At 50.5% G+C, this 20822-nt stretch carries 18 protein-coding genes; 8 read left to right on the top strand and 10 right to left on the bottom strand.

What is annotated here, in order from left to right; genetic code table 11:
- Positions 1–55 precede the first annotated feature (55 nt).
- Together OGX91_RS01205 and aldA are read left to right on the top strand one after the other, a co-directional pair.
- Positions 56–853, top strand: coding sequence for a YdcF family protein (locus OGX91_RS01205; protein WP_040230948.1), 798 nt, complete (start codon positions 56–58; stop codon positions 851–853).
- A gap of 199 nt (positions 854–1052) precedes the next feature.
- Complete coding sequence (gene aldA / locus OGX91_RS01200; protein ID WP_149692267.1) at positions 1053–2492, top strand: aldehyde dehydrogenase; 1440 nt, start codon at positions 1053–1055, stop codon at positions 2490–2492.
- A gap of 46 nt (positions 2493–2538) precedes the next feature.
- On the opposite strand, the gene gap is transcribed toward aldA, so the two are convergent.
- A complete protein-coding gene (gene gap, locus OGX91_RS01195; protein ID WP_005126706.1) occupies positions 2539–3540 on the bottom strand; it encodes a type I glyceraldehyde-3-phosphate dehydrogenase in 1002 nt (333 codons plus the stop codon).
- A gap of 189 nt (positions 3541–3729) precedes the next feature.
- Here gap and cybB point away from each other — a divergent pair, with 189 nt between their 5' ends.
- The 3 genes from cybB to OGX91_RS01180 all read left to right on the top strand — a co-directional run bounded on the left by cybB (position 3730) and on the right by OGX91_RS01180 (position 6122).
- A complete protein-coding gene (cybB, locus tag OGX91_RS01190; protein WP_005126707.1) occupies positions 3730–4260 on the top strand; it encodes a cytochrome b561 in 531 nt (176 codons plus the stop codon).
- Positions 4261–4431: 171 nt separating this feature from the next.
- Positions 4432–4851: a translesion error-prone DNA polymerase V autoproteolytic subunit gene (locus tag OGX91_RS01185; RefSeq protein ID WP_005126708.1), complete on the top strand. Its 420-nt coding sequence runs from the start codon at positions 4432–4434 to the stop codon at positions 4849–4851.
- Between the two features lie 2 nt (positions 4852–4853).
- Positions 4854–6122: a Y-family DNA polymerase gene (locus OGX91_RS01180; protein ID WP_040230951.1), complete on the top strand. Its 1269-nt coding sequence runs from the start codon at positions 4854–4856 to the stop codon at positions 6120–6122.
- A 106-nt stretch (positions 6123–6228) separates the two neighbouring features.
- Here OGX91_RS01180 and fdnI read toward each other — a convergent pair whose 3' ends face one another.
- From fdnI to fdnG, 3 genes are read right to left on the bottom strand one after another with little or no spacing between them, the layout of a single operon-like run.
- Positions 6229–6882, bottom strand: a complete 654-nt coding sequence (gene fdnI, locus OGX91_RS01175; protein WP_005126711.1) for a formate dehydrogenase-N subunit gamma — start codon at positions 6880–6882, stop codon at positions 6229–6231.
- The gene (gene fdxH / locus OGX91_RS01170) at positions 6875–7762 is read right to left on the bottom strand and encodes a formate dehydrogenase subunit beta (protein WP_005126712.1); all 888 of its coding nucleotides are present in this window, start codon (positions 7760–7762) and stop codon (positions 6875–6877) included. Before fdxH ends, fdnI begins: the two co-directional genes overlap by 8 nt.
- A 12-nt stretch (positions 7763–7774) precedes the next feature.
- The gene (gene fdnG / locus OGX91_RS01165) at positions 7775–10825 is read right to left on the bottom strand and encodes a formate dehydrogenase-N subunit alpha (protein ID WP_286625207.1); all 3051 of its coding nucleotides are present in this window, start codon (positions 10823–10825) and stop codon (positions 7775–7777) included.
- Positions 10826–11152: 327 nt separating this feature from the next.
- Between fdnG and OGX91_RS01160 the strand changes: the two genes are divergently transcribed.
- The 3 genes from OGX91_RS01160 to OGX91_RS01150 all read left to right on the top strand — a co-directional run bounded on the left by OGX91_RS01160 (position 11153) and on the right by OGX91_RS01150 (position 14437).
- Complete coding sequence (locus OGX91_RS01160) at positions 11153–11428, top strand: metal/formaldehyde-sensitive transcriptional repressor (RefSeq protein WP_003833178.1); 276 nt, start codon at positions 11153–11155, stop codon at positions 11426–11428.
- A 32-nt stretch (positions 11429–11460) separates the two neighbouring features.
- Entirely contained in the window at positions 11461–12579 is a 1119-nt protein-coding gene (locus tag OGX91_RS01155; RefSeq protein ID WP_003020293.1) for an S-(hydroxymethyl)glutathione dehydrogenase/class III alcohol dehydrogenase, read from the top strand.
- Between the two features lie 169 nt (positions 12580–12748).
- Positions 12749–14437: a methyl-accepting chemotaxis protein gene (locus OGX91_RS01150; RefSeq protein ID WP_040230955.1), complete on the top strand. Its 1689-nt coding sequence runs from the start codon at positions 12749–12751 to the stop codon at positions 14435–14437.
- Between the two features lie 49 nt (positions 14438–14486).
- On the opposite strand, the gene OGX91_RS01145 is transcribed toward OGX91_RS01150, so the two are convergent.
- The 6 genes from OGX91_RS01145 to OGX91_RS01120 form a co-directional block, all read right to left on the bottom strand.
- Positions 14487–15584, bottom strand: a complete 1098-nt coding sequence (locus OGX91_RS01145) for a fimbrial protein (protein WP_286625206.1) — start codon at positions 15582–15584, stop codon at positions 14487–14489.
- Positions 15584–16165 carry a fimbrial protein gene (locus OGX91_RS01140; RefSeq protein ID WP_005126717.1) on the bottom strand — a complete coding sequence of 194 codons (582 nt, stop codon included), beginning with the start codon at positions 16163–16165 and terminating at the stop codon, positions 15584–15586. The genes OGX91_RS01145 and OGX91_RS01140 overlap by 1 nt, the downstream gene beginning before the upstream one ends.
- A gap of 8 nt (positions 16166–16173) precedes the next feature.
- The gene (locus OGX91_RS01135) at positions 16174–16653 is read right to left on the bottom strand and encodes a fimbrial protein (RefSeq protein ID WP_005126718.1); all 480 of its coding nucleotides are present in this window, start codon (positions 16651–16653) and stop codon (positions 16174–16176) included.
- 66 nt (positions 16654–16719) lie between these two features.
- Positions 16720–19305 carry an outer membrane usher protein gene (locus OGX91_RS01130; protein ID WP_286625204.1) on the bottom strand — a complete coding sequence of 862 codons (2586 nt, stop codon included), beginning with the start codon at positions 19303–19305 and terminating at the stop codon, positions 16720–16722.
- Between the two features lie 23 nt (positions 19306–19328).
- A complete protein-coding gene (locus OGX91_RS01125; RefSeq protein ID WP_040230966.1) occupies positions 19329–20051 on the bottom strand; it encodes a fimbria/pilus periplasmic chaperone in 723 nt (240 codons plus the stop codon).
- Between the two features lie 85 nt (positions 20052–20136).
- The gene (locus tag OGX91_RS01120) at positions 20137–20694 is read right to left on the bottom strand and encodes a fimbrial protein (RefSeq protein ID WP_005126723.1); all 558 of its coding nucleotides are present in this window, start codon (positions 20692–20694) and stop codon (positions 20137–20139) included.
- Positions 20695–20822: the final 128 nt, after the last annotated feature.

Genomic DNA, 20822 nt, shown 5'->3' with positions numbered 1-20822 from the left:
AAGGCATAGCCGTCATCCGGCATCTGTACCCGGTAAAGAATAAACACCAGGAGTTATGAGTATGAGTCAGTTCCCGATACTTTCCGCAGCCACCCTTGCAGCGATAAATACCGTAGGGCGATGGTTGGCGCAGAATGATTTTATGGAGAACATCACCGTTCAGTCAGACTGCGTGATTCTGGCGGGCAACGCGGTTATTCCGACCATCGACGCCGCTTGTCGGATCGCGAAAGAACAACAGGTTCCCTTATTGATTAGCGGTGGCATCGGTCATTCTACGCGCTTTCTGTATGACGCGATTGCAGAGCATCCTCGCTATAACATCATCCGCACCAGCGGACGAGCAGAAGCTGCGATCCTGGCTGATATTGCGCACCAGTTCTGGCAAATTCCGGGTGAGACGATTTGGGTGGAAGACCAGTCAACAAACTGTGGTGAGAATGCACGCTTTAGCTGTGCCTTACTGAACCAGGCGATAGAAAATATTCACACGGTCATTGTGGTGCAGGACCCTACAATGCAACGCCGCACGATGGCGACATTCCAGCGTGTAACCCGTGATGATCTGCAGGCACCGCGCTGGTTGAGTTTTCCCGGTTTTATCCCTGAGTTGACTCTACAGAACGGTGGTGTGGATTTCGCGCCGGCTGCGGAGGGGCTGTGGTCTGTGGATCGCTATCTTTCATTGATTACCGGCGAATTGCCGAGGCTGCGCGATGATGCAACCGGCTATGGCCCTCGTGGTCGTGGTTTTATCGCCCATGTTGATATTCCGCAGAATGTTGAGGATGCATGGCTGCATCTGCAAAACGATACGGCGCTGACTGACTTGCTGGCGAGCCGATCGCTGTAATCTCTGCCGCCCGTTTGTGAATGTTTTGTCGCAAACGGGCATAAATCCTGCCTGTTTTTTCTCTTCGCCATGATGTTGCCAGATGCTTTTATGAAGTGGCTCACAGAACGACTATTCCAGCAGTAATGCGTCATGCATGATTGGTATTAATTAACAATAGTTTTACTTGTTAAAAACAAATCAATCACAGGAGAGCCGCATGTCAGTACCCGTACAACATCCTATGTATATCGATGGGCAGTTTGTGACCTGGCACGATGACGCCTGGATTGATGTCGTCAATCCGGCCACGGAAGAGCTGATCTCACGTATTCCCGATGGCCGTGCCGAAGATGCGCGTAAAGCGATCGATGCCGCACAGCGAGCTCAGCCGCAATGGGAAGCCCTGCCTGCTATTGAACGCGCAAACTGGCTACGCAAAATTTCTGCGGGCATCCGTCAACGCGCCAGCGAAATTAGTACGCTGATTGTGGCGGAAGGTGGAAAAATACAGCAGCTGGCTGAGGTTGAAGTCTCATTTACCGCCGACTACATCGATTATATGGCGGAATGGGCGCGTCGCTATGAAGGCGAGATCCTGCAAAGCGATCGTCCGGGTGAGAATATCCTGCTGTTTAAGCGTGCGTTAGGTGTAACAACCGGCATTCTGCCGTGGAACTTTCCGTTTTTCCTGATTGCCCGCAAGCTGGCTCCCGCATTGCTGACGGGTAATACCATTGTCATTAAACCCAGCGAATTCACGCCGAATAATGCCATCGCTTTTGCCAAAATTGTTGATGATATCGGTTTGCCGCGCGGCGTATTTAATCTGGTGCTCGGACGCGGTGAAACCGTCGGTCAGGAGCTGGCTGGAAACCCGAAAGTGGCGATGGTGAGTATGACCGGCAGCGTCGGCGCGGGCGAGAAAATTATGGCCGCAGCGGCTAAAAATATCACTAAAGTTTGTCTGGAGTTGGGCGGAAAAGCGCCGGCAATCGTCATGGATGATGCCGATCTTGAGCTGGCCGTGAAGGCAATTGTTGACTCGCGGGTGATTAACACCGGTCAGGTGTGCAACTGTGCCGAACGCGTGTATGTCCAGAAAGGCATCTATGACCAGTTTGTGAATCGTCTGGGAGAGGCAATGAAAGCCGTCCAGTTTGGCAACCCGGCCGAGCGTAATGACATCGCGATGGGGCCGCTCATTAATGCGGCTGCGCTGGCACGTGTGGAACAGAAAGTGGCGCGCGCAGTGCAGGAGGGCGCCAGGGTGGTACTAGGCGGTAAAGCCATAGAGGGGAAAGGCTATTATTACCCACCGACGTTACTGTTAGACGTGCGCCAGGAGATGGCAATAATGCACGAAGAGACATTTGGCCCGGTGCTACCGGTAGTGTCATTTGACTCGCTGGAAGAGGCGCTGACGATGGCCAATGACAGCGACTACGGTCTGACCTCATCAATTTACACGCAGAATCTGAATACGGCGATGAAGGCGATTAAAGGGCTGAAGTTTGGCGAAACCTACATTAATCGTGAAAACTTCGAGGCGATGCAGGGCTTCCATGCGGGCTGGCGTAAGTCCGGGATTGGCGGGGCGGACGGTAAGCACGGTCTGAATGAATATCTGCAAACGCAAGTGGTTTATCTGCAGTCCTGAGTTTTTACTCTACACCTGGCGGAGGTTTCCCTCCGCCAGTACTGCGTCAGAGTTTGATAAATTTATCCAGCGTACGAATAAGCTGGGTGACAAAACCGTATTCGTTATCGTACCAGGCAACGGTTTTTACCAGTTGCAGATCGCCCACTTCGGTAATTTCGGTTTGTGTTGCATCAAATACGGAACCAAAATGCGAGCCAATGACATCTGACGAGACAATCTCCTCGTCGGTATAACCAAAGGATTCATTATCCTGTGTGGCTTTTTTCAGCGCATTGTTGACCTCTTCAGCGGTGACTTTTTTCCCCAATATCGAAACCAGTTCCGTAACGGAGCCGGTTTTCACCGGTACACGCTGAGCGTGGCCTTTTAATTTTCCGCTCAATGCCGGAATGACCAGACCAATGGCTTTGGCGGCCCCGGTGGTATGGGGAATGATATTCTCCGCCGCCGCCCGTGAGGCGCGCAGATCTTTCCCGCGAGGGCCATCAACCAGTGACTGCGTTCCGGTATAGGCATGGATGGTGGTCATGGTGCCAAGCTGAATACCAAAGCTGTCGTGCAGCGCTTTTGCCATCGGCGCCAGGCAGTTGGTGGTGCACGATGCGACAGAGATAATCCGATCGCTGGCATCCATCGTGTCGTCGTTGACGTTAAAGACAATGGTTTTCATATCGCCAGCCGGGGCGGATATCAGGACTTTTTGGGCGCCGGCATCCAGGTGAGCCTGCGATTTTTCTGTTGAGGTATAAAAACCGGTGCATTCGATGATAATTTCCGCACCTGTAGTTTTCCACGGAATATTTTTGGCCTCTTTTTCGGCGTAAACGGCAATTTTTTTACCATCGACAATCAGTGCGTCCTCGGTAAAGTCGACGCTCCAGGGAAACGGGCCGTAGTTTGAATCGTGTTTTAACAGATAGGCGAGGATTTTCGGTGAGGTAAGGTCATTGATAGCGACGACCTCCGCGCTGCTTTTGACTTCCAGTAGCCGACGCAATACCAGACGACCGATACGACCAAAACCGTTAATGCCAATTTTACTCATGGTTTTCTCCTGTCAGGATGAGGCGGTACGACATATTTTCCCTACCAGGCTTAGTCCAGACAGGCATCCTCGGCAATAGCGGTTCTTGCGGTTAAACGTAACTGACTGAAAATGGGTGAACAAAACTTAATGAATTTTTAACAAAAGCCCGTTATGTTGACGCATTATTGTTTTTATTCGGGAAGTGTTATGGGGAATAAGTATTCTGGCCTGCAAATTGGCATTCACTGGCTGGTCTTTTTGTTGGTCATTGTGGCCTACAGCGCCATGGAGTTTCGCGGATTTTTCCCGCGCAGCTATCGTCCCGGGTTCAACATGGTGCACGTCTCCTGCGGCATTGCCATTTTAACACTGATGGTGGTGCGCTTGCTGGTCAGGCTCAAATATCCAGCACCGCCGATTGTGCCAAAACCGAAACCGATGATGACCGGAATGGCGCATCTGGGGCATCTGGTTATCTATCTGTTGTTTATTGTGCTGCCGATTATTGGGCTGGTGATGATGTACAACCGGGGTAACCCGTGGATTGCATTTGGCATCGTTATGCCGCATGCGGCAGAGGCCAACTTTGATTTAGTGGATATGCTGAAGTCCTGGCACGTGACGCTGGCCAACCTGGGCTATTTTGTCATTGCTCTGCATGCTGCTGCTGCCCTGATGCATCACTATTTCTGGAAGGACAATACGTTGTTGCGCATGATGCCGCGAAAACGCTCCTGAGGTAATGCCCCGCAAATGTGGGGCATTTTTTTAGCCGCTTATTTTTCCAGACATCATAAAAGCTTATCGACAAGATGGTTAAACAACACTCAATTCGCCACATTTGATACTTGATCGCTGTCCTTATTAAAACTACTGTATATAAATACAGTTAATGAGAGGCAGATTATCATGTTGTTTTTCCAGCCTGCGGAACGCCGCGAAATTAAACACTTTCCGCTATTTAGCGATCTTGTGCCTTGCGGTTTTCCATCTCCGGCACAGGACTACGTTGAGAAACGTATTGACCTCAATGACCTGCTGGTACGGCATCCCAGCGCAACCTATTTTGTTAAATCATCTGGCGACTCCATGAGGGGCGCGGGGATCGGCGAGGGCGATTTGCTGATTGTCGACAGCGCCAGAAAGCCTGCCCATGGAGACATCGTTATTGCCGCTATTGAGGGCGAATTCACTGTTAAACGTCTGCAATTACACCCAGTTATCATGCTGAAGCCAGAGAACAGCGCCTACGCGCCGATCATGATTAGCAGCGAGGACACGCTGGATATATTTGGTGTTGTGACATTTATCGTTAAAGCCGCGGGCTGATTATGTTTGCCCTGGTGGATGTTAATTCATTTTATGCCAGCTGTGAGTCGGCATTCCGGCCCGATCTGAAGGGCAAACCCGTTGTCGTTCTTTCAAATAACGATGGCTGTGTCATTGCCTGTAGCACGGAGGCAAAAGCGCTTGGTGTTAATATGGGCGCACCGTATTTCAAACAGAAAGATCTGTTCAGGCACTATGGCGTGTTCTGTTTCAGTTCGAACTACGAATTGTATGCGGATATGAGCAGCAGGGTGATGTCGATTCTGGAGGAGTTGTCGCCGCGCGTGGAGATGTACAGTATTGATGAAGCCTTTTGCGATTTAACGGGCGTGCGAAACTGCCGGGATCTTACGGATTTTGGTCGGGAAATCAGAGCAACTATTTTACAGAAAACACGTCTCACGGTTGGGGTTGGCATTGCCCAGACCAAAACGCTGGCTAAACTGGCGAATCATGCTGCCAAAAAGTGGCAGGAGCAAACCGGTGGAGTCGTGGATCTTTCAAATATGGAACGTCAGCGTAAGCTGATGGCCGCACTTCCGGTTGATGAAGTCTGGGGTGTCGGACGCCGTATCAGCAAGAGACTGGATTCTATGGGCATTAAAACGGTTCTCGAGCTGGCGGATACCGACATTCGCTTCATTCGTAAACATTTCAACGTCGTGCTTGAGCGAACCGTCCGGGAATTGCGTGGTGAACCTTGTCTGGCGCTGGAGGAGTTTGCGCCAGATAAGCAGGAAATTATCTGCTCAAGATCGTTTGGTGAAAAACTCACGGATTACAACGCGATGAGAGAGGCAATTTGCACTTATGCTTCATGTGCCGCGGAGAAGCTGCGCAGAGAGCACCAGTACTGCCGGTTTATCTCTACGTTTATCAAAACCAGTCCGTTTGTTCTGAATGAACCTTATTACGGTAACAGCGCGTCGATAAAACTGCTGACGCCAACTCAGGATAGTCGGGAAATCATTGCAGCAGCAACGCGCAGCCTGGATGCCATCTGGCGAGCGGGACTGCGTTATCAGAAAGCGGGCGTTATGCTGGGGGATTTTTTTAGCTCTGGCGTTGCTCAACTGAATCTTTTTGATGACAACCGCCCACGGTGTAACAGCGATAAACTGATGAACGTGCTGGATACGCTTAATGCTGAAAAGGGGAAAGGAACGATCTACTTTGCCGGACAAGGGATACAGCAACCGTGGGCGATGAAGCGAGACATGCTTTCGCCGCGTTATACCACGAGATACAGTGATTTGCTGCGCGTGGGGTAGGGTTGGTTCATTATTGAATTCGCCTGATTCAGCTCTCGCAGCGCCGCTGCATATCGCTGGACAATTGAGAGAATAAGACCGCTGAATAACAGCGGTCTTATTGATTTTATTTAGACTCTAATTCCGGTGCTTTTTCTTCAGTAAGTTCAACCTCACGATACCAGCGAGGATGGTGTTTCTTCGCCCAGCGTCGACTCACTTTCCCTTCGATCATACCTTTAATTGAACCTTTTACCCAAAACGCCATGTACATATGGATCAGAATGGCGTGGATCAGCACAATGGCTGCTGTCGCGTGGATTAACAAACTCCAACGAACTATGTCAATTGAGAAATAATGGGCAAAGTAGGGTCTCCAGATAATAACGCCGGTAACCAGTAATACCAGAATCAGGCTCATGATGCTCCAGAACATCATTTTCTGCCCTGCGTTGTATTTCCCCACATCAGCAACTTTATGCTCATTGCCTTTAAGTACTTCAACGATCCCTTTAATCCAGGGGAGGTCCTGTTTATCGGGAATGTTGTGGTGTACAAAACGGACGAACATAAACATCAGCACGATGAAAATCATCACCCCGAAAAACGGATGTAGAATTCGCCCCATTTGCGGTGTACCGAAGGTTTCGGTGAGCCATTGCAACGTCGGAAAGAACAGCGCAATACCGGAAAGCGACACCAGGAAGAAGCTTATTACCACCGTCCAGTGACAAGCACGGTCGATGAATTTGGTGCGCAGAATCATTTTGCTTTTACTCATGACCGTTCTCCTCTTCATCATCATCCGTCTCTTTGTTTGGGCCGACTCCCACGTAGTGGTAAATCAGCCCGGCAAAGGTGGCGATAAATCCGGCGGCGGAGAGTGGTTTTAAAATCCCCTTCCAGAGGTTCACTGGTGCGGCGATTTTTGGCTCATCCGGCAGATTGTGGTACAGCGATGGTTGATCCGCGTGATGAAGTACATACATCACGTGGGTGCCGCCGACCCCTTGCGGGTTGTAGATGCCCGCGTTGGCATAGCCGCGTTTTTTCAACTGCGCCACGCGAGTTTCCGCGACATTGAGCATCTCCTTTTTGGTGCCAAACTGGATAGCACCGGTCGGACAAGTTTTCACGCAGGCCGGTTCCTGGCCCACGCTGACCCGGTCAACGCACAGCGTACATTTGTAGACCCGGTTATCTTCGGGATTAAGTCGCGGAATATTGAACGGGCAGCCAGCAATGCAGTAGCCACAGCCAATGCAGTGCTCGGACTGAAAGTCGACAATCCCGTTGGCATACTGAATGATTGCTCCAGCGGATGGACAGGCTTTCAAACAGCCGGGATCGGCGCAGTGCATGCAGCCGTCTTTGCGGATCAGCCATTCCAGCTTGTCGTTCTGGGTGGTTTCACTAAAGCGCATCACCGTCCAGGACTTAGCGCTGAGATCGGTCGGGTTGTCGTAGACACCGTTGCAGTAACCCACTTCATCGCGAATATCGTTCCACTCTGAGCAGGCGACCTGACAGCCTTTACAGCCAATACAGGTAGTGACATCAATTAGTTTCGCCACTTCAGCACGGAAATCCCGCGCCTGGGGCGGCGGCGTGATGCTGTTCGTCGCCGAGCGTTTAATAATATCTTGTGATTGCATAGCCATGAGTTCCCTTCCTTACGCTCGCTCGATGTTGACCAGAAACGCTTTATACTCCGGTGTTTGCGAGTTCGCGTCACCCACCGATGGCGTTAACGTATTGGCGAGGAACCCTTTGCGTGTAGCGCCTTCAAAGCCCCAGTGACAAGGGATACCGATAGTATCGATCTGCTTACCATCGATCGTCAGCGTTTGCAGACGCTTGGTGACCACCGCCTTCGCTTTGATAAAGCCGCGTTTCGACATCACTTTCACCGTATCACCTGCCGCAATGCCTTTTTTGCTCGCCAGCGCCTCACCGATTTCGATGAATTGATCGGGTTGAGCGATGGCGTTGATCAGCGCATGTTTGGTCCAGTGGCGGAACAGTTCGGTAATGGAGTAAGTTGTGGCGACGTACGGGAAGGCATCCGCTTTACCCATATTGGCGATATCGTCATGGTAGATACGCGCAACCGGGCTGGATACAACATCCGGGTGCAGCGGGTTGGTACCAATAGGCGACTCAATGGGTTCGTAATGTTCCGGGAATGGTCCGTCGTTCATTTTGTCGATGGAGAACAGACGCGCTACACCTTCCGGGTTCATGATAAACGGACCAACGTTGCTGCCCGGCGCGGCCTGGCCGTAGTCGGCTACGTCCATACCGGCCCATTTTTTGCCATCCCAATGCAGCAGGGCTCGTTTGGGATCCCACGGTTTTCCTGATGGATCGGCCGAAGCACGATTGTAGAGAATACGGCGGTTGGCAGGCCATGACCACGCCCAGCCCGGTGTGCAGCCCAGACCATACGGATCGCTGTTGTCGCGATTGGCCATCTGGTTGCCTTGTTCTGTCCAGCTTCCGCAGTAGACCCAGCAGAAACTGCTGGTCGAGCCGTCATCGCGCAACTGTGCAAAACTGCTGAGCTGCTGGCCTTTTTTGGCTATAAGCTGGCCTTTGTCATCATAAAGGTCTTCAAGCGCCTGGCCATTAGCTTCACGCGCAATCTCTTCTGGGTGTGGGTCGTATGGATCTTTATAATTCCAGGCAATATTCAACAAGGGTTGCGGATTCGCTCCCCCTTCCTGTTGATACAGCTCGCGTAGGCGCATAAACAGACGCCCAAGGATCTTCCCGTCATGTAAGGCTTCACCTGGTGGTTCTGCCGCAGCCCAGTGCCACTGCAACCAACGCCCGGAGTTAGCGATTGAACCATTTTCTTCAGCAAAGCAGGAAGAGGGCAGGCGGAAAACTTCGGTCTGAATATCTGCCGGGTTTACATCGTTCATCTCGCCATGATTCTGCCAAAAATTGGACGACTCAGTGACCAGCGGATCGATAACCACCATATATTTCAGTTTTGAAAGCGCGCGCGTTGATTTGTTTTTATCCGGAAACGCCGCCAGCGGATTGAAGCCCTGAACGATGTAACCATTAATCTTACCTTCGAGCATCAATTCGGCCTGGGTCATGACGTCATACAGGCGATCCCATTTAGGTAGCCAGTCGTAGCCCCAGTTATTTTCTACTGTTGCATTGTCGCCCCAGAAACTTTTCATCATGCTAACAAAGAACTTCGGCGTATTTTGCCAGTAATTGACCTCATTCACGCCTAGCGCAGGTGGCGTGATTTGCGAAATATAGGTCTGGTAGTCTGGCTGTTTTTCCGACGGCAGCGGCATATAGCCCGGCAGGTTCGTTGACAACAAGCCAAGATCGGTATAGCCCTGAATATTGGAGTGGCCACGTAGGGCGTTAACACCACCGCCCGCCATGCCTATATTGCCCAATAGCAACTGGAGCATAGCGGCGGCGCGAATAATCTGTGCCCCGGCGGAGTGGTGAGTCCAACCCAGCGCATACAGGATAGTGGCGGTGCGGTCCGGCACGCTGGTGCTGGCGAGAATTTCGCAGATACGATTGAAATCCGCCACGGATGTCCCACACAACCGGTTAACCATTTCCGGGGTATAGCGCTCGACGTGGTTTTTGAGCAAATTCCACACGCAGCGTGGGTGAGCCAATGTTTCATCACGCAGGGCATTACCCTGTTCGTCAAGCTGATAGAACCAGCTCGATTTATCGTACTGGCGTTTTTTGTCGTCATAGCCACTGAACAAGCCGTCGTCGAACTGATAGTCATCACGTATTATAAGGCTGGCGTTAGTGTAGTGGCGCACATAGTCGTGCTGCACCTGGTTGTTTTCCAGCAGATAACGGATTACACCGAGCAGGAATGCGGTGTCGGAACCAGCGCGTATTGGCGCATACAGATCGGCGACGGCGGCGCTACGGTTAAAGCGCGGGTCGACCACCACCACGGTGGCGTCGTTTTTAGTTTGCGCTTCGACCACCCATTTAAAGCCTACCGGATGTGCCTCAGCGGCATTGCCGCCCATAATAAGCACTACGTTGGCATTTTTAATATCGACCCAGTTGTTGGTCATCGCACCGCGCCCAAAGGTCGGAGCCAGCGCTGACACGGTTGGCCCGTGACACAGGCGTGCCTGGCAGTCGATGGCCACCATCCCGAGGCTACGGGTGAATTTACCGTCCAGAATCCCGGTTTCATTGCTTGCCGCTGAGGAACATAGCATGCCCGTAGTGGACCACCGGTTGACGGTAACGCCCTGGGCATTTTTCTCAATAAAGTTGGCATCACGATCATCTTTCATGAGTCGGGCAATACGATTGATCGCATCATCCCAGCTAATGCGCTGCCATTTATCCGAACCCGGTGCACGATATTCGGGATACTGCAGACGGGTTTCACTATGAATGTAATCCAGCACGCCAGCGCCTTTAGGGCACAACGATCCACGGCTCACCGGATGATCCGGATCGCCTTCAATATGGTAGATACTTTCTTTGACGTTTTTGGCTGTATCGCCAAGGCTGTACATCAGCATGCCGCAGCCTACTGAGCAGTACGTACAGTTATTACGTGTCTCTTTTGCTTTTAAGAGTTTGTATTGACGGGTTTCCGCGTGAACGGAAAAAGATGATAAGAATCCGAGAGATGCAACAGTTGTTCCTGCCATACCGCCCGCGCAGATTCGAAAGAACTGCCTCCGGCTGAGCTCCATTTTTTTCTCCAGCTTAAACTTAAGACATGAAAAAGTATGGTTATTGTAAGGTTAAATTGTTTTATAAACCATTAACTTTTAGTGGTTATTGACGTGAGAGAGTATTAGTGCTGTAAGCCTGGGGGTATGGATTGGTAAAAATTGATCATGTCAGGTTGGTTGCCAATACGTACGGTGAACTGAATCTTTTTGACGACAACCTCCCGCGGCGTAACAGCGATAAACTGATGGAGGTATCTGGATACGCTTAATGCTGAACAGATGTCAATTTTTTACAATTACATAAAAATTCTGATAGTATACCCCCCTATAGTATTTGGAGGGCGTATGCCGCATTCACCTGAAGATAAAAAACGCATTCTCACCCGTGTACGCCGTATCCGCGGTCAGGTTGATGCGCTTGAGCGCGCGCTGGAATCCGGCGAACCGTGTCTGGCGATCCTGCAACAAATTGCCGCCGTGCGCGGCGCATCCAATGGCCTGATGGGCGAAATGGTTGAGATCCATCTGAAAGATGAACTGGTCAGCGGGGAGACTACCCCAGACCAGCGTGCTGTGCGCATGGCTGAAATCGGCCATCTTCTGCGTGCTTATCTAAAATAACACCATCACCTCGCAATAATGGGAAGAGACAAATGAAATCACGTGCAGCAGTTGCATTTGGCCCCGGCCAACCGTTAAAAATTGTCGAAATCGACGTCGCACCGCCAAAGAAAGGTGAAGTGCTGGTTAAAATTACCCACACCGGCGTGTGCCATACTGACGCTTTTACGCTCTCTGGCGACGATCCGGAAGGGGTGTTCCCGGCGGTACTCGGTCATGAAGGCGGGGGTATTGTGGTTGAAGTGGGTGAGGGCGTCACCAGTCTGAAACCGGGCGACCATGTGATCCCGTTGTACACCGCAGAATGTGGTGAGTGTAAGTTCTGTAAGTCTGGCAAAACTAACTTGTGTCAGGCCGTACGTGCTACCCAGGGCAAAGGCCTGATGCCGGATGGCACAACACGCTTCTCGTATAACGGCGAACCCATCTATCACTATATGGGTACCAGTACCTTCAGTGAATACACCGTTTGCGCAGAGATCTCGCTGGCGAAGGTTAACCCGCAGGCTCCACTGGATAAAGTGTGTCTGCTGGGGTGTGGCGTGACCACCGGTATCGGAGCGGTCCATAACACCGCGAAAGTGAAGGAAGGCGATACCGTAGCCGTATTTGGCCTGGGCGGTATTGGCCTGGCAGTGATCCAGGGCGCGGTACAGGCGAAAGCCGGGCGTATTCTGGCCGTTGATACTAACCCGGAAAAATTCAAGCTGGCGGGTGAAATGGGTGCGACCGATTTCATCAACCCGAACGATTACGATAAACCGGTGCAGGATGTGATTGTCGAACTTACCGACGGTGGCGTGGACTTTAGCTTTGAGTGCATCGGCAACGTTAACGTGATGCGCGCGGCGCTGGAGTGCTGCCATAAAGGGTGGGGCGAAAGCATCATTATTGGCGTGGCGGGTGCCGGTCAGGAGATCAAAACACGTCCGTTCCAGTTAGTGACCGGTCGCGTGTGGCGCGGTTCCGCGTTTGGCGGCGTAAAAGGGCGTACCCAGTTGCCGGGTATGGTCGAAGAAGCAATGAGCGGAAAAATTCAGCTAGATCCGTTTATTACGCATCGCCTGCCGCTGGAGCAGATTAACGAAGCGTTCGATTTAATGCATCAGGGTAAATCCATCCGTACCGTTATCCATTTTGGTGATAACTGATTCATTGGCCAGCGGATTTCTCCGCTGGCACTTTCCTGAATTTTTTAGAATTATGTTGTGAAAGTGTGACGAATCCGGCGCTTTTCACGGTAAGTAAACTTCCCGGATTGCCGATGACTATCTAACGGGCGTGTTTTCACGCATAAACCCTACAAGAGAGTCGACGGTCATGGACAACACTACATCGATGCAAGCCCAGCATAAACTGGGCTTTCTGCATCAAATCCGGCTGGTTCCGCTGTTTTCCTCCATTCTCGGTGGCATCCTTCTGCTGTTCGCCTTAAGTTCCGGGCTGGCAGGTTATTTTCTTATGCAGGCCGATCGCGATCAGCGCGATGTAACCGATGAGATTCAGGTTCGGATGGGGTTATCTAACAGCTCTAACCACTTACGCACCGCGCGTATCAACATGATCCATGCTGGTGCGGCGAGCCGTATTGCTGAAATGGATGACATGAAAGCCAATATTGCCGAGGCAGAAAAACGTATTAAGCAATCGCAGGACGGTTTTAATACCTATATGGCGCGTGCGGTGAAAACCACTGCCGGTGAGGCGTTAGACGCTGAACTGAGTGCCAATTTCAAAGCCTATATCGACGGCTTACAGCCTATGCTGAAGTACGCTAAAAACGGCATGTTCGAGGCGATCATCAACCATGAAAATGAACAGGCCAGACCGCTGGACTCTGCTTACAACAAGGTGTTGTTAAAGGCGATCGACATTCGTACCGCCAGGGCGAACCATCTTAGTGAGCAGGCTCACCAGCGTACGCAACTCGGCATGGCCTTTATGCTGGGTGCATTTATTCTGGCGCTGGCCTTGACGCTGATGACGTTCATTGTTCTGCGCCGTACCGTTATTCATCCTCTGTTACGCGCGGCCCAGCGCATTGAGCAAATATCAGTAGGGGATCTGACGATGCCGGAGGAACCAACCGGGCGCAGCGAAATTGGTCGCCTGAGCCGTCATCTGCAAACAATGCAGCGTTCGCTGGGGAAAACGGTGGGCACGGTTCGTCAGGGGGCGGAAGAAATCTACCGCGGTACCAGTGAGATTTCTGCGGGCAATACCGATCTCTCTTCACGTACTGAACAACAGGCCGCGGCGATTGAACAAACGGCGGCCAGCATGGAAGAACTGACGGCTACGGTGAAGCAAAACGCCGACAACGCGCATCATGCGAGCACGCTGGCGGAAGATGCTTCCGGCAAGGCCAGTCGGGGCGGTCAGATGGTCTCTGGCGTGGTTAAAACCATGGGGAATATCTCAACAAGTTCGAAGAAAATCTCCGAAATTACCGCCGTTATAAACAGCATTGCCTTCCAGACCAATATCCTGGCGCTGAACGCAGCGGTCGAAGCGGCGCGGGCTGGAGAACAGGGGCGAGGGTTTGCCGTCGTAGCCAGTGAGGTGCGTACGTTGGCAAGCCGCAGCGCCCAGGCGGCAAAAGAGATAGAAGGATTGATCAGCGAATCAGTCCGACTGATTGACCAGGGATCCGGAGAAGTGGTCGCGGCAGGCAATACGATGACGGATATTGTCGATGCGGTAAAACGCGTCACCGACATTATGCTGGAAATTGCGGCGGCCTCTGATGAACAAAGCCGGGGTATCGTCCAGGTGAGCCAGGCGATTTCAGAGATGGATAAGGTCACGCAGCAAAACGCTTCGCTGGTTGAAGAAGCATCGGCCGCTGCGGCCTCTCTTGAAGAGCAGGCCGCACGCTTAACGGAAGCCGTCGGCACATTCCGTTTAACCGGGACAAGCGCAATTAAACGCGTTACACCTGCCGTTAATCCATCGGTTTCACTGCCAAAATCAAACACGGTAAATACGGATAACTGGGAAACATTCTGACAGGCCAGCCATCCGGTAATACGATCCTTTGTATTACCGGATTTACTATCTATTTGTACGTGGCACTAATCGTTCCCGCTGCGGTGAACGCACCAGGGGTGTAGTCATCGCAGGTACTGTTATTGCTGGCGGAGGTGCAGGTGAGTAATCCGGCCATAGTGATATCTTTCGCCGTTACGATGGAACCAAAGCCGATGGTCACTGAAGAATTTGTGTCATTCGCCGACAGATATTGTCGGGACGAACCTTCGTAAGAAACCGCCACTCCCCGTCCGCCCGCTGCTGAGGTGCCAGTCGTGGTATTGGCGAGAATAGACAATCCGCTATTATCATAAGCCGCTTTGGCCGACGTCAGTTTAAGGGTAACCCCTGAAGCATTAACGCAGTTGCTATTTTTCAAGGTGAAGGTTTTTCGTGGTTTGTCATTACCCACATCGCCAAAATCGATGGTGGCAGGAGAGACGGACAAATTGCAGGTTGGCGCTGCGAATTTTACGGTGAATGAAGATGCGTTTACTGTGGCGATAATCTGTTGACTACTTACATTTTCACCCCCTGCTTTAAACCTGCCTATTTCACCATTTATGACCGGATGCGCTTCACCATTACCTATTGAGGAAATCCCCCCACGTTGCCAAACTTCGATGTATAATCCAACAGGAAAATCTCCATTTGCAGCATTATCGATCTCACGTGTCCAACTCGTATTAGATGGAAGATAAGCTGTATAATTAGCATTAATAGAATTAGCTATGTAAATGTTATAATATATCCCGGGTATGCTTGTTGGAAAAAAAACTCTATTGTAGCTATATTTTGTACTACCGCTGGTACTGGTATAACTATCGGATTGCGTACCACTTGTTGTTGTGGACTTTCCATAAAAATCAGAACCATCATTACCTGTACTACAGTTTAAGTAAGCATAGTTGCCCGCACTGAGCGTCCCCAATAGCACGGGTGTTGTACGGGATGGGTTATAACTATTCACGACTAACGTTCCCGCGCTTATCGTGCTGGTATTAATGTCTTCAAAAATACACTCCACAGCCTGCACCTGATATGAATAAATTCCGCTCAACAGCAATGCCGCTAAAGAAATTGATCGTGAAATCATCGTACTCATATTAACCTGCTGTTTATCCATTATTTGTAGCTCACGCTGATTTGCACCTGACTTAATACGCCACCTGGAGTGACCGTTTTTGCTGAGTCCACTTTTTGAAAACGAGCCTGAAAGGTGATATCAGAATAGGTGGTGGTTGAGCCTTTATAGTTAACAATATTGACGGCGGAAGTATTATCTTTATTAAGCACATTAATATAAGCAGGGCTTGTCCTCCCCTCAAAGACTACTACGCCCACGTTTCCAGCCGCAGTCATCGGACCGGTATATTCATTCGGGAATATCTGGTTGCCAGTGAGTTGCGCTTTTTGCGGCTTAAAGCTCAGTACTAACGTTTTGGCGACGGAACCGGAGTCACAGCGTACGCTGACCTTCAGCGGTTGCGTCGGTACGTTGCCCACTGCGGTGGCCGATAAGTTCGCCCATGCGCCGCCAGCGGCGAATTCACTCGCCTCCACATCACCTAAATTAACGTCGGAGGCGGTGATGTCACAGCTACCGGTAACCAGCTCCGCCTTAACCGTTAATACATTGGTATTGGTACTGATTGCGGCCCAAAGCGGCGTGGATATCAGCAATAAGACTGCTGGGATAAATTTCATGGCGGCTCCTACTGATAAGTGGTAGTGAACGTCAACGAACCGTTGAAGGTGCCACTTGTCGCGGTGGTTGAGTAAGACGTCGGACGCAGAGATAAGACCAGATTCAGGGTTTTATTGGTGCGCTCAGTCGAGGTCCAGTCAAGCGGCGTACTGCTATTGAGGATCAACAGAGAATTTGGGGAGCCAGAACGATACAAAACCGCTGCGGCTCCGTTATCTCCCCCCTTGAGTTCGGTTGGATAACCGCTGTACAACGAAGAGGCCTTAATTCCCGTTTTTATCCAGGTAACCGTCTGGTTTGTACTGGAGCCAATCGTGCAGTTGCTGTACTGCAACGAAAAATTTTTCAGCGTATTAGCGCCCTGAGCCTCCAGCTCTGCGCGGGTTAATACACCAAAATCGATGGTTTGGTTCACCGCTTTGCCTGAGCCGACAACAATATTGACGGTGCAGGTCATCGCAAGCAAATTGGCCTTAAAGTTAACCACGACATCCGCTGCAAAGAGGTGCGGGCAGCATAATAGAAAAGAAAAAAACATTACCTGGCGCATAAGCTACTTCCCGGCTCCTGGCATCTGGCAAACTAACGTCTCCAGACGAATTGATTTTCCGATCATCGCGGGTGCGTCAGGGATCTGGTAGGTTACATCGCAGTAGCTTGCCGCGTCGCTCCCCCAAATAACCTTCAGGTTGCCACGTTGTTCGATACCGCGTAAAAAGGCGCGGCCCGCCTGACCCATTGCGCCAACGGATTCTCCCTGTTCATTGAGAATGTTCGCGCCCAATGGAATGAAACTGTTATCACTACGTCTGAGCGTGACGAACACTGATTGACCTTGCTGAGTAGCGAAGGTGACTTTCACCACGGCGCCATCGCGCGGAACCACGGCGGCGGAGGTGTTTTTCACTTCGACGTCCGCCTTGATGGTGCTGAGATCCAGCCCGACGGTATTCTCGGCATAAGGCGAAAGACTGGTGGCAACTGCATATCCGGCACTGTCAATCTCGCCATATCCATTGGTGGTGGTCGCGCCATCGGCACCTTGCGCTTCAATAAGGGCGATGGCGCTTTGTGCGTTGACATTACCCGGTAAGAGCGTCAATCCACCGCTGTGCAACAGCACACCGCCGTTATTGTTTAGGGAATACTGCTGGTTATGATTTTTATCGACCGTAGCGGAAACGCTGGTTGCTCCATTCGCACCGTTATAGGTGGAATATCCGCTGACGGAATAGGTGTCTTCTCCCTGACTGGCCTGGTTAGCGGTGGTGCTGAGGCTGTAGTTCCATTTATTGTTGCTACTGTTGCCGCTGGCCGTACTGGTGAAACCGTTGTTGCCGCTAAAGTCGCTATTGGCGCTGAGGTTCAGACTGGAGAAGGCTGGTTGATCGTTTTGAGCGTTGCTACCAAAAGGAATACTCAACCCAACGTACAGGCTGTCATCTTCATCGCCCCATTCGTTATAACTGCGCTGCAGCGAGATATTCCACGAGATGGAGCGGAAAGTGTTGCTGTAGCCCAGCGAATACTGAGACGTTTTGTCTGAGCTACCCCAGTAACTCGTCCAGGTGCCGCTGAGATAAAATGAACCGTAATCTTCGCCGTTAAGGTTGATAGGTTGATTGACGTTAGCCTGAAGCTCATTTTTGGAATGGCTGTAGCTGTTGCGATACGCATCGTTACGGTTAGTATCGTGATCATCGCTATAACTATCGATGCTATTTTGCAAAGAGATGACGTCATTAAGCGAGAGGTAATCTTTGGTGCTGTATCGATAGGCGCTAAAGCTGAAATTGGTCTGTGTTGCGTCCAGCACATTACTGTAGCTTACACGGTAACTCTGCCCCTGCAGAGTGCCAATATCTTCAAGTGAAGCGCGAGAGTGGATAACATCGACTGCGATAGCACCAAGACGCGTATTCATCGCCAGACCCAGCATCCCCGCCAGATAGTCTTCTTCCATTGACTGTATGCCGCCATACAGCGTGAAAATATCGCTCAATCCATAATTACCGTTAGTGGTGAGCACCCAGGGAGAATCGCTGTTGTCATCGTTGTCTAATGTCCCAACGGCAAAATCCCAGTCAACTTCACCTTTGGTCATTAACTGAGCAACAGAGGCATACGGTACGGTGAATAACCGTTTTGACCCATCAGCTTCTTCCACGGTAACGTCGAGGTCAGCGCCGTTGATTGCCACATAATAATCTTTCAGAGCAAAAGTACCTGGGGGAACGGTGGTTTCATATATGATGCGCGACTGCTGTCGTACGGTAATTTTGGCATTACTGTTAGCCACGCCGTTGATGACTGGAACGTAGCGACCGTCATGTGGATCCATGCGTTTGTCGTTATACAGATGTACGCCTTTAATGCCGATACTATCCAGGACTTCGCTGCGAGAGGTGACCTGGCCCAGTTCCATTTGTGCCCGGAGAGGGGGTAAATCGCGAGCCAAATAGAGGTCGTAGTTGTCCCAGGTCGCGCTATCGTCTTTTGCCCAGTTCAGCGCGCCGCTGGAGCGTAACCTCCATGCTCCCAGATTGAGACCATAGCCGAGCCCCAGATAACCACTGTCAGAGGCGCTACCGTCGTTTTCACTGTGGTAGCCACTGAAGCTCCAGTTCAGTATTGCAGCAGGAATACCGGCATCCCAACGTGCGGGGTTGACATAACCCGCGGGGTGGCTGACGAGAAACAGCTGCGGAATTGTGAGCATCAGGATCTGTGAATTAGGATCGTAACTCACGCTGGATGAGGGGTAATAATCCGCCAGTATATAGCATTGCGATTCACCTTCGTCCGCATCTGCCGTGGGGAGTTTGCTTACATCAACGTTTGCTTCATCGAGCACCTCACGAGTCAGGCAGGGAGACGCATTCGGGGTGTGGTTATCAATAAACTGGATCTTTGCAGTTTGCTGTTGCTCACCGTTAATCCAAACGGAGACGGTATAAATACCGGGTTTCACCGGGTTGCCGCGTGCATATTGTGACACGTCGATTGTCGATTTTTTACCTGCATTGCTGAAGATAAAGTCATCGTTGAATTCAATGTAATTATCGTCAGCAAATCCTGTCTGACAAATAACCAGCAATACCCATACCGAGGTCGCTAATCGGTGTTTTGACATCGACATAGAGCAATCCTTGCACGTGTTTTTTATTTATCCGTTACGTCAACGTTAGCCCCGTAATCATTGACTGCTGTCCATGAAACGGATTCAAGACGAGAGGTGGTGAGCGTTTTCACTTCATAGCTGGCGCTGGAAAAAGGGGCGACCATGTCGGGCTCAATTTTGTATTTTTTCCCCCGGGAAGTGATGTTAGCGCCAACAAGTGAAACAAAATAAGGAGAGTCATTTTTGGCCGTCGCCCAAATTTGCTTCCCTTGGTTAGCAAGGCTCCATTTCAGATGTTGGATTGCGTCATCCGCCGAACCTGGAAGGGATGCCGGGCGATAAAATACTTTGATGCGGGTTTTCAGCGCTATCTGCAGTTGATTCGATTTGGCGGCATCTTTATTTTTGCCGGGGATTTCAAGTGCATTAAACCAATACACGCTTTCGCGATCGGTGGGTAACGCTTGACCGTCCCAGTTTAAGCGTACGGTCAGTCCCTGTTTAGGATCGACCCGACTTACCGGGGGGGAGGCGATAAAAGGAACGTTTAAGGTTTGCGGATCAACATCTTCATGACCATCGTCTAACCAGGACTGGACTAATAAAGGTTGTTGCCCCTGATTCACCATTTTAATGAGTGCCTCTTTCGCGTCGGAAGGGTAAATGACACGCGTAGCGTTAATCACGATACTGGCGACTGACGAATAGCTAAACGAAATAGCGGCAGAAAATATAATTAATCTGAATGTGTTTTTGGGAATCATATCATTTATATCTTGGTAAATGGCTGCAACCTTGAATTAAAAGTTGCAGCAGAGTTATTAACTACTCTTGATCTTATACAACTTGTTAAGGGTAGGTTGTTACAAAAGTGGTATTCGCTTTCACTACACCAGCAGTCGGCGTACCAGAGCCTGAATAGATATAACCGACGGTGTAATTAAATTCAGCACCGTTGGTGGAACTATAAGCGGCTTCAGATTGCGGTGTGGCTGATGTAAAATCGATAATGGTACTGGTTGCGGTATCTTCTACCTGGAAACCCGCATCTTTGTCTCCTGCTGCAGTATTTAACAATGCTTTGCTGGTGCTGTTGTAATTACCGGAGGTTGAAAATTGCCCTTTTACTTTACCGCCCGCTGGTTCAGTGGCGCAGTTTTTAACGGTGATCTGAAATTTGGTTTTCATCGCAGGACTGCTGACAGCCGCTTGCATCGCAGGAACAGTGATATCTGGCAGTTTGACTTCTTTGGAAGCGGAAACACCATCAATACTGACATCGCAAGTTGATGATGTAATGTTTCCTGCAAAATCAATGTTTGCAGAGTCAGAACCAGCCGCTTGTACCTGAAAAGCAGCCCCTGCGACCAGAAGCGCTGCGGCACTTAAACAATTAACAAATTTCACGTTATTTTCCTTAATAACAAATTAAATGGTGAAAAGATTATATGACGTGAGATTATGACTGAATAGCGGGTGAAGTTGTGGTTGGTGTTTTTTAAGAGTTTGTTTAGAGGTAATAACCAATTATTTGA

The organism is Citrobacter sp. Cpa228, from assembly GCF_030333085.1.
In the GTDB taxonomy this organism is placed as follows: Bacteria; Pseudomonadota; Gammaproteobacteria; order Enterobacterales; family Enterobacteriaceae; genus Citrobacter; species Citrobacter pasteurii.
This window is presented reverse-complemented; position numbering and strand designations above follow the sequence as displayed.